Raw genomic sequence first — 7,832 nt, 5'->3', positions numbered from 1 at the left:
AGAAGAAAATTCGATATCCAGTCGTCAAAAAACGTTATTCTTCCCCCCCTAAAACTCAAAAGAAAGTCTCTTAAACTCTAATTATTCTTATTTCTCTCTTTCTCAGTCTTTTATCCCTAGCTGAGACAATTTCGGCTGTTATTTAGTCTAAACTCCAGTATATAGCATTCTCAACCCAGTATTAGTAGAACCTCTTGAATAAAGTCGTACCCAAGGACTATTTTGTTGTTGTTCTCTAAACCACCCCACAACTTTGACCCCAGAGGTTTGAGAGCAAACTTCACCATCGCAAGTCTGTTGAGAATCATTTTTAACTTCCCAAACCATAGTTGAAGGTCGTCCGTCAATTAAACAAGACCATCGCCCAAAATACCATTGAGATACAACTGTTGAGGCATTAGCTGGTACACAAAAGATAGAAAAAAACAAGATAAATAATAATTTAGACATAAATCAAAAATTTTGTTGAGAATAACGAATAAAAAGCTAGTTATTTCCCATAATTAGAGTAAATAGACTCAATTGACTTCAACGTTACTCAAAAAGTTTGATAGTTACAACCAAAGTTTAAGATTTTAAGCAAAAATCTAACTAATTTATGATTAATTTTTATTAAGAAAACAAATCTGTATTATCATAATCATTACTGTATACGCTCCATTAACTAACGATTTTTAAAATCTCTGAAACAGGTTGATTATTAGCGATCGCCTCCCTCACATCTTCCAGTTTCTCACGAGATACAGATCGCTTAAAGGTTTTCCACTTACCGTTAACCTTTTCATCCCAACAGTAAGCCCAGAACCAATGATCAGGATTGTCTGGCTCACGTTCTCCAGCTACTTTCGGATAAGTTTTCACTAGCCCGTATTTATCCTTCTTGTTTTGGATGAAAGGATATAAAGAACCGCTTGGATTTTTCTTAGGGGAAATTTGTTCAGATGATTGAGGCTGATCGTTTTCCCCTAAGAAAATTTCTGATGAAGAACGATCGTTCATTTTTTTCTTAGGGGAAATTTTAGAGGTGCGATCATCTTGTCCTGAATTTTCCCCTAAGAAAATGGGTGGGTTACTTTCCCCTAAGAAAGAATCAGAGGAAATCGAGATAGAGGACTCGTCGGAGTGCAACACTGGCCACTCTAGGATCGAGTGCGTTTCCGAGGGCTTCCCTACGATTTCTAACAATTTCGTCGCCGCTTTTAACTCCTGCGGGTCTGTCCAGTTCAAAGGCAAGCTGTAAGCCTTCTCTAGATATTGGGGATTCAATACCTCTCGTTTCTCCAACACCCCTAATTTCTTCAACTGCCCCTCTAACCTGCTCTGGCCAAGGGGTCGCCCTTGACCACTCGATAAGGCTCCTAGCGACTCCAACCAACAAAAGCCGTTCTCTAATGAAGGGGCTGCCAAAGTGTCCTGATGATACACAAAGCCATTCCGCATCGTACCCGCGTTCGGCAAGCGTTGTAAGGAGATTTCGGAAATATGACCCAACAGCTTCACCTGGGAAGTAGGGACAACTGAGCAATCCTGAGACGTTTTCAAGACAGAAGAATTTAGGTCTGATAGATGTGATCGCCCTGATGATTGCGGGTAAACAGTCACGCTTGTCGTCGGCTCCTTTGCGCTTTCCCTGCACACTAAAGGGCTGACAGGGTGGTGAAGCTGTAATGATGTCGATATTCCATTGTCGTCTAATTTCTCGAACTGGGAGACTTCGCACGTCTCCGTAGTTGGTGACACCTGGGAATCGTAAGAATAGGATGTCTGAGCAGTATTCGTCAATTTCCGAGAGTCCGACGAGTTCAAAGCCTCCTGCTCCGATGCTGTCCAGTGGGAAACCCGCGCCGACTCCTGAGCAGAGGTCGAGTTGAGTAAGCATCTTTTACGCATATTCCTCCAGTTCATTAAAATATTTCTGGCCTTGTGCGAGCCATTGCTCATGAGTAATTGCTTCAATTTCGGCTTTCCGTTGCTGAATTTCTCGGTTTTCGTTTTTTGTACGCTCAACGCTTCCAGGCATGGCTAGTTTTTCCGATAAAGCTTTGAGATTGATAAATTTATGCTCTGTTGTCTGTCGCCAGTCTTCGCGGCTGATTCGGTCAAATTCTTGGCAGATTGCCGCCGTTAGTCTCAGATCGATGTTTCCATCCAAGTGCAGCCACTTAGCTCCAGCGTTGCAGCCTGGGGCTTGGCAGATTGGTATGCGATCGCAGTTTGGATTAAAGCCCTGAATTACCATCTTTGCTAGTCGAGTGCGGACAATTCCCGAATCTTCGCAGCAGAAACAATTCCATGATGGTTGCCAAATTTCCTTCTCATAGAATGGCTCGTCTTCACGCCGTATTATTTCTCTTGGAAGTTGTGGCAGTTTCATGATTCAGCCCCCCAAATTAAGTTTTTGGAGTTGGCCCACTCGTAAAATTCCTTGCGCTCAAAGTTTAATTTTCCGTCCTCGTAAATGAATGCAGCAAAGCCAAGAGAACGAATTTTATCTAGCCATTCAAGGCGACGGTGGTCATTTTCCCAACGATGGCTGCAACGAACTATTCCGTTCTGTTTCTCATAGAGCGATCGCAAATCGTCGAAATTTTTTTCAATCCATTTAAGCGGCAGTTCAGGTGGTTTTGGTAACTGGGCGGCTTTCTTCTTACCGAATTCTAAAAAACTCTCTCGCTCGTCTTCTGAGAGAGTCTTAATAAAGTCTGAATAAGTCTGAATAGTCTGAGGAGAGCTAGAAACTGCTTCAGATAAGGTTTCTGGGGTTTCAAGACGATCCATCTGTCGTTTTGGCGATCCATCTGTCACAGAAACGATCTTTGTGTCGCTTTGGCGATCCATCTGTCGCTTTGGCGATCCATCTGTCGTTCTTAATCTTTCCTTAACTTGTCTTCTTGATTGGCAGTATTTAAACTTAGAAAGTTCGATTTCAATAAGCTCCAATTCCTCTAGCCGTCTGATAGCTCTTTGAATTGTCCTTCTGGTAAGCCCTAAATGTTCAGCAATAATAGCCGTGTCAGTTTCTACCTTGCGATCGCTCCAAGGGTGATTAGTGACTAAATACAAATAAACTCTAAGTTCCGCATCCTTGAGAAGTCGATTGAGTTCTAAAAATTCTTCTGGTGTGAGTGCGTAAAATTTCCCATTTTTTGAGGAATCTGGATTAATACTCATTTAGCATCTCCTCACCTGTAACTTTGATTCCGAAGCTGAGGCAAGCTAATTTAATATCAGTCAGCTTTTCTAGCTTTGTCTCTTGACCGAATAAATCGTATTGGGTTCTTGAGAGTTTTAACAATCGAACATATTCGATTAACTCTAGAGAGATTTGAATGAATGTAGTTTGTGTCATGATAGATATGTTTTTATTGATCTGCCCCTTTCCCTAACCAGATTGGGGCTTGTTTTTTTGGCTAGGATTTAGGGATAAAGGCAATTGCCCCATCGATTTGAACTGAGATCAGTTCAAGCTGTTCACGTCAGATGCGATCGCCGAAGGCGCAGCTTCGCTGATCGCTCTCTTGAGTAGCGTTTTCAATTTCTGCCATATATTTCAGTACCTTCTCTAGCTTTTGCCTCGCTTCTTGGGCGTGATACCAGATGCCCGCATAATCCTATGCGGGCATCTGAAATCGGATAATCGGACTCTAATAAACTCTTAAAATGCTCTGGTATTTCCATGACTCATAATTCCTGTGTCATAATTGGTTTAGGTGAAATTAATTCTGTAATAATTGAGGATGTTCGCTTTATAGACTCATTATTCATCAATTAATTTACTATTGAACCAATTAATATGCAAAAATTAACAATTCGGCAAGCTTTTAAAGTAACTCAGGATTACTTCGGGATTAGTGGAAAAGCTCTCTCGCAGACATCAGGGGTTGGAACGGCGCATATTAGTGCTTTTAGAAGTGGAAAGAACTGGATCACCGAGGAGACTTTAGAGAAGCTTTTAGATGGCATGGAAGAACTAGCCCCAGGTTCTCGCCGTTACTTTGGTCTGTTGCTGTCGGGGGCATCTGAGCCAAATTTAGAGGATTTAATCGAAACGATCGGGGCGGATCGACTCATGTTTGCGATCGCTGAAAAGTTTAAAAAAGATCGAGAAACAATGCAGCACCTTCAGCAAAGTTTAATCATGTCTTAGGGAACTCTTAACCTAGAACGGGTTGAGGGATAACTAAGGTTATGGAAGAAATAAAGCTAGTTCGTCAAGAAAAGTTTGAGCAAATCTTCACCAAAATTGAGAGTTTTGATTTAGAACAGCGTCTAACCCTAGCTCAGAAGCTTTTAGGGCAAGGCTCAGGGTTAACGGTTATCCTTGGCGGCTATTCCATTGGGCTACATGGCGATGCTTACGAAATGAGTGATCCAACTTAAACAGATTCCGCCAGAGACGTTCGAGGAGTTATTGAAGGCGATCGCTATCCGCATTGCTCAAGATAAGGGCGATCGCTAAATTATCTAATCTCGTTATTGGGGTGTCGTACAGTATCTATTTAAAAAAAGCGACACCCCTAAATTGTTATTCTTAGGGGAAATGGAAGGGCGATCCCGCTTTCTATCTCGCCTAGGGCAAGCGCGTCCTATAATTAGTTAGGGGCAATTGTCTCATTCTTTCTTTTCGGTAAGATCGATGTCTGATACAAGAGTAGGTAAAGGCCATTGCCTTTGTGGGAAAGTCAAGGTAACAGCCTCGACAATGAGTAAAGAAATCGGAGCTTGTCATTGTCTTAGGTGCAGAACTTGGACAGGGGGGCCTCTATTAACCATCGATTGTGGAAGTAATGTATCTTTTGAAGGCCAGGAGCAGATCGGCGTTTTCGACTCGTCTGAATGGGCAGAGCGAGGTTTTTGTCTAAACTGCGGGAGTCATTTATTTTACCGATTAAAAGCGAATCATCAATATTTTATGCCTGTCGGAATTTTTGAAGAGGATGAAACATTCGTTTTTGACCACCAAATCTTCATTGATGAAAAACCCGAATATTACAACTTCTCAAACGAAACTCAAAAGCTGACAGGTGCCGAGTTTTTTGCTAAATATGCTCCCTGACAATTCTCAACTCATAGAGGAGAAGTCTTCGATGGAAAGTACGACGATTGAAAGCCTAGAAGAAAAACTGCGGCAAGCCATGCTCACCAGTGATGTTTCCGCACTGGATGAACTCATTGCTGACGACTTGGTTTGGACAATGCACACGGGTCTGGTGGTCAACAAACAATACGACCTGGATGCACATCGCTCTGGAATCTTCAAGTTCACGAAGCTGGAGATTGGCGATCGCCAAATCCATTCTTACGGCGATTGTATTGTCGTCACCCTTAAAGCGGAAATCGCTGGGACTCTCAACCATCAATCTTTTTGTGAAACCTATCGCTTCACTCGTATCTGGGTACAGCGACAGAACCGTTGGCAGATCGTAGCTGGTCATGTGAGTCAGATGGAAAAGTGAGTCGTCTAACCCTCTCCGGGCTTCTGTTATGTATCATTTAGCAGAGAGTAAACAGAAAGGCGAAAAAAAAGTGTTCAAGCGAGTCGCCTTAAATATGCAGCGAGAGGGGATGAGCGTAGAGCAAGTGGTTAAAGTGACCGAACTACCTTTAGAAAAAGTCCAGCAATTACAGCAAGAGATGGATATTGCTGACAATCAAGATAACTAGACCTCTTGTATGCTGATTTACAATAAATTCTTTTAGTTGACCAACATCTTTGCTACACAAACTTTTTGATGTGTCTACTGTTGGTAGGTCAAAAGTACCTGTTGCATGGGGAATTGTCCTCTATTAGAAGGGTATGTCCACCACACGGGTAAGCAAGCTTTGCAGATGGCTTCGACATGACGGTGATCGGTACTACAGCACCCACCTAACACATTCAAATTCTTTAAGATGCTTTTGAGTTCACAGTATTGGTTACCGAGTTCTTCAGGGTTGCCATCATCAAGTATTTCAGACTCATTGAGTTCTGTATGGCTTTTGGTGGACGCATTGGCTCGTAAACCACGAATTCTCCCTAACAAAGGCTCATCTGAGTGTAGCGACCCTGCTAGGTGAGTAGGATGGGCGCAGTTGATCATGTAGTAGGCTGGAAACTGATTCGTAGCTTGCTCGACTTGAAGAATCGCCTCTTTTAAGGACTGGCCTGAGGGTAAGTTGCCATCAGTTTCTACGGTAAAGGAAATCACCACAGGTATTCCAGTTGCCTGAGCAGCGCGAGTAATTCCAATTGCTTCTTCAACATAATTCATCGTAATGGCTGTTAACCCTCTTTTGTCACTCTCCGAGATTTAAAATGAAAAAATCAAAAAGATAAATCTCTACAAGGCAGGGCAGATAATGGATACCGAATTACAGATCCTCAAACATTTAGCAAGAGATGCACAGCCGACAGTATCATTCATTGATGAATATTGTAGCGTCTACAAAGACTTGTTTCCCGAAGTCAGAAGCTATGAATGTTTTAAATATTTACATTTAGGGATAATCGCACCCCTTAAACGAAAATCCTTACCAGAAATTGCTAGAGTAACAGGAGTAAATTCAGCCCAATCACTACATCATTTTTTGGCTAAATCGCCTTGGTCTGTCATCGAAATTAGAGAAAGAAGATTATTAAAAACCCTCATAGCATTGAAAGGAAAAAAAATTACAGTAATTATAGATGAAACAGGAGATAGAAAAAAGGAAAAAAAACCGATTATGTAGCCAGGCAATATTTGGGAAGCATAGGCAAAATAGAGCAGGGAATAGTCTCGGTTAATGCTTATGGAGTTTATGAACATTTAACTTTTCCTCTACTCTTTAAAATTTTTAAGCCAAAAGGAACATTAAAACCTAATGATAAATATCAAACAAAAATTGAATTAGCCTCGGAGATGGTTGAAGAACTAATTAATTTTGGTTTTGAAATTGAGTTAGTACTAGCGGATAGTTTATATGGAGAAAGTAGTTCGTTCATCGAAACATTAGACAAGCACCAATTACCTTGGGTCTTAGCAAGCTCGAAATAATCACGGAGTTTGGCTGCCCTCTCATCAGCTAGTTAGAGCTAATAAGTGGTGTCAATTTGAGAGAGTTTTTAGCAATCAAACATCTGAAATTAGATATATTAGAAAAATTATTTTTGGAAAAAGATATTCAAGAACTTATTGGGAAATCACAACTGACCCAGAAACCTTACCTGAAAACTCAACTTCATTTGTGATGACCAATCTTCCGGCAAAGAGGAATCAAATCAAGAAAACTTTAGGAAATCTTTATGGATTAAGAACATGGGTCGAATATGGATTTAGACAATGTAAACAAAAATTAGGGTGGACAGATTATCGTTTAACCAAATTTGAACAGATTGAAAAGTGGTGGGAAATTATCATGAGTGCTTATTTAATGATTAGTTTAAACTCGAAGATTTTTAGCAAGTTAAATCAATCTCAATTGCCTTCTGATAATGATCCTATTGATTTCTCCAGTCACCAACAATGGGATTTGGCTGGGGCATGGAAAAGTACTCTAAATAATTTCCGTTTAATCATTCAACCCACTATTTTTTTGTGGCTAATTTTTCCTTGGCTAGATGTTTTCCCCTCACGTCATTTATTGCTGGGATTTCATCAGCTAATTAAGCTCATGAATCAATTTCAACCATTTTATTTTTCTGAAGAAACTAGCTTATTTATTATGAATTGAATTCGGAGACTGACAAAAGAGGGATAGAGCACTACAAAGCGTGTTTAGGACAATTATAATCTAGTATGCTCAAAAAAATGGTCAAGACCAAGTAAGAAGTATGCCTAGTGCCGATAGTTACGATCGCAGAAAAAAAGCAGTTG

12 protein-coding genes and 1 pseudogene are annotated in these 7,832 nt (G+C 40.8%); 6 read left to right on the top strand and 7 right to left on the bottom strand.

Annotation, left to right across the window (positions count from 1 at the left end; genetic code table 11):
• Positions 1-147: 147 nt before the first annotated feature.
• From CFPU101_RS24755 to CFPU101_RS24730, 6 genes are all read right to left on the bottom strand, one after another.
• A complete protein-coding gene (locus tag CFPU101_RS24755) occupies positions 148-450 on the bottom strand; it encodes a DUF6006 family protein (protein WP_206818488.1) in 303 nt (100 codons plus the stop codon).
• A gap of 210 nt (positions 451-660) precedes the next feature.
• Entirely contained in the window at positions 661-1,128 is a 468-nt protein-coding gene (locus CFPU101_RS24750; RefSeq protein ID WP_206818486.1) for a hypothetical protein, read from the bottom strand.
• Positions 1,091-1,879 carry a DNA cytosine methyltransferase gene (locus tag CFPU101_RS24745; RefSeq protein WP_206818484.1) on the bottom strand — a complete coding sequence of 263 codons (789 nt, stop codon included), beginning with the start codon at positions 1,877-1,879 and terminating at the stop codon, positions 1,091-1,093. Before CFPU101_RS24745 ends, CFPU101_RS24750 begins: the two co-directional genes overlap by 38 nt.
• A 3-nt stretch (positions 1,880-1,882) precedes the next feature.
• Positions 1,883-2,374, bottom strand: a complete 492-nt coding sequence (locus CFPU101_RS24740; RefSeq protein ID WP_206818482.1) for a hypothetical protein — start codon at positions 2,372-2,374, stop codon at positions 1,883-1,885.
• Complete coding sequence (locus CFPU101_RS24735; RefSeq protein ID WP_206818480.1) at positions 2,371-3,171, bottom strand: helix-turn-helix domain-containing protein; 801 nt, start codon at positions 3,169-3,171, stop codon at positions 2,371-2,373. Before CFPU101_RS24735 ends, CFPU101_RS24740 begins: the two co-directional genes overlap by 4 nt.
• Complete coding sequence (locus CFPU101_RS24730) at positions 3,161-3,349, bottom strand: hypothetical protein (RefSeq protein WP_206818478.1); 189 nt, start codon at positions 3,347-3,349, stop codon at positions 3,161-3,163. The genes CFPU101_RS24735 and CFPU101_RS24730 overlap by 11 nt, the downstream gene beginning before the upstream one ends.
• Before the next feature lie 444 nt (positions 3,350-3,793).
• Here CFPU101_RS24730 and CFPU101_RS24725 point away from each other — a divergent pair, with 444 nt between their 5' ends.
• The 5 genes from CFPU101_RS24725 to CFPU101_RS24705 all read left to right on the top strand — a co-directional run bounded on the left by CFPU101_RS24725 (position 3,794) and on the right by CFPU101_RS24705 (position 5,664).
• A complete protein-coding gene (locus CFPU101_RS24725) occupies positions 3,794-4,147 on the top strand; it encodes a hypothetical protein (RefSeq protein ID WP_206818476.1) in 354 nt (117 codons plus the stop codon).
• A 41-nt stretch (positions 4,148-4,188) separates the two neighbouring features.
• A complete protein-coding gene (locus CFPU101_RS24720) occupies positions 4,189-4,380 on the top strand; it encodes a hypothetical protein (RefSeq protein WP_206818474.1) in 192 nt (63 codons plus the stop codon).
• A 322-nt stretch (positions 4,381-4,702) separates the two neighbouring features.
• Positions 4,703-5,056: a GFA family protein gene (locus tag CFPU101_RS24715; RefSeq protein WP_307730484.1), complete on the top strand. Its 354-nt coding sequence runs from the start codon at positions 4,703-4,705 to the stop codon at positions 5,054-5,056.
• A 31-nt stretch (positions 5,057-5,087) separates the two neighbouring features.
• Positions 5,088-5,456 carry a nuclear transport factor 2 family protein gene (locus CFPU101_RS24710; protein ID WP_206818470.1) on the top strand — a complete coding sequence of 123 codons (369 nt, stop codon included), beginning with the start codon at positions 5,088-5,090 and terminating at the stop codon, positions 5,454-5,456.
• Between the two features lie 28 nt (positions 5,457-5,484).
• Entirely contained in the window at positions 5,485-5,664 is a 180-nt protein-coding gene (locus tag CFPU101_RS24705) for a hypothetical protein (protein WP_206818468.1), read from the top strand.
• 74 nt (positions 5,665-5,738) lie between these two features.
• Here CFPU101_RS24705 and CFPU101_RS24700 read toward each other — a convergent pair whose 3' ends face one another.
• A complete protein-coding gene (locus CFPU101_RS24700; protein ID WP_206818466.1) occupies positions 5,739-6,251 on the bottom strand; it encodes a homocysteine S-methyltransferase family protein in 513 nt (170 codons plus the stop codon).
• 88 nt (positions 6,252-6,339) lie between these two features.
• Between CFPU101_RS24700 and CFPU101_RS26420 the strand changes: the two are divergent.
• A pseudogene (locus tag CFPU101_RS26420) lies at positions 6,340-7,689 on the top strand (IS701 family transposase).
• Positions 7,690-7,832 lie beyond the last annotated feature (143 nt).

The sequence above is a fragment of the Chroococcus sp. FPU101 genome, assembly GCF_017312365.1.
GTDB lineage: Bacteria > Cyanobacteriota > Cyanobacteriia > Cyanobacteriales > Microcystaceae > Chroococcus.
This window is presented reverse-complemented; position numbering and strand designations above follow the sequence as displayed.

Bases quoted from the DNA above. Each gene is read 5' to 3' on its own strand.
- CFPU101_RS24755 (WP_206818488.1), bottom strand. From the start codon at position 450: ATGTCTAAATTATTATTTATCTTGTTTTTTTCTATCTTTTGTGTACCA.
- CFPU101_RS24745 (WP_206818484.1), bottom strand. From the start codon at position 1,879: ATGCTTACTCAACTCGACCTCTGCTCAGGAGTCGGCGCGGGTTTCCCA.
- CFPU101_RS24740 (WP_206818482.1), bottom strand. From the start codon at position 2,374: ATGAAACTGCCACAACTTCCAAGAGAAATAATACGGCGTGAAGACGAG.
- CFPU101_RS24735 (WP_206818480.1), bottom strand. From the start codon at position 3,171: ATGAGTATTAATCCAGATTCCTCAAAAAATGGGAAATTTTACGCACTC.
- CFPU101_RS24730 (WP_206818478.1), bottom strand. From the start codon at position 3,349: ATGACACAAACTACATTCATTCAAATCTCTCTAGAGTTAATCGAATAT.
- CFPU101_RS24725 (WP_206818476.1), top strand. From the start codon at position 3,794: ATGCAAAAATTAACAATTCGGCAAGCTTTTAAAGTAACTCAGGATTAC.
- CFPU101_RS24720 (WP_206818474.1), top strand. From the start codon at position 4,189: ATGGAAGAAATAAAGCTAGTTCGTCAAGAAAAGTTTGAGCAAATCTTC.
- CFPU101_RS24715 (WP_307730484.1), top strand. From the start codon at position 4,703: ATGAGTAAAGAAATCGGAGCTTGTCATTGTCTTAGGTGCAGAACTTGG.
- CFPU101_RS24710 (WP_206818470.1), top strand. From the start codon at position 5,088: ATGGAAAGTACGACGATTGAAAGCCTAGAAGAAAAACTGCGGCAAGCC.
- CFPU101_RS24705 (WP_206818468.1), top strand. From the start codon at position 5,485: ATGTATCATTTAGCAGAGAGTAAACAGAAAGGCGAAAAAAAAGTGTTC.
- CFPU101_RS24700 (WP_206818466.1), bottom strand. From the start codon at position 6,251: ATGAATTATGTTGAAGAAGCAATTGGAATTACTCGCGCTGCTCAGGCA.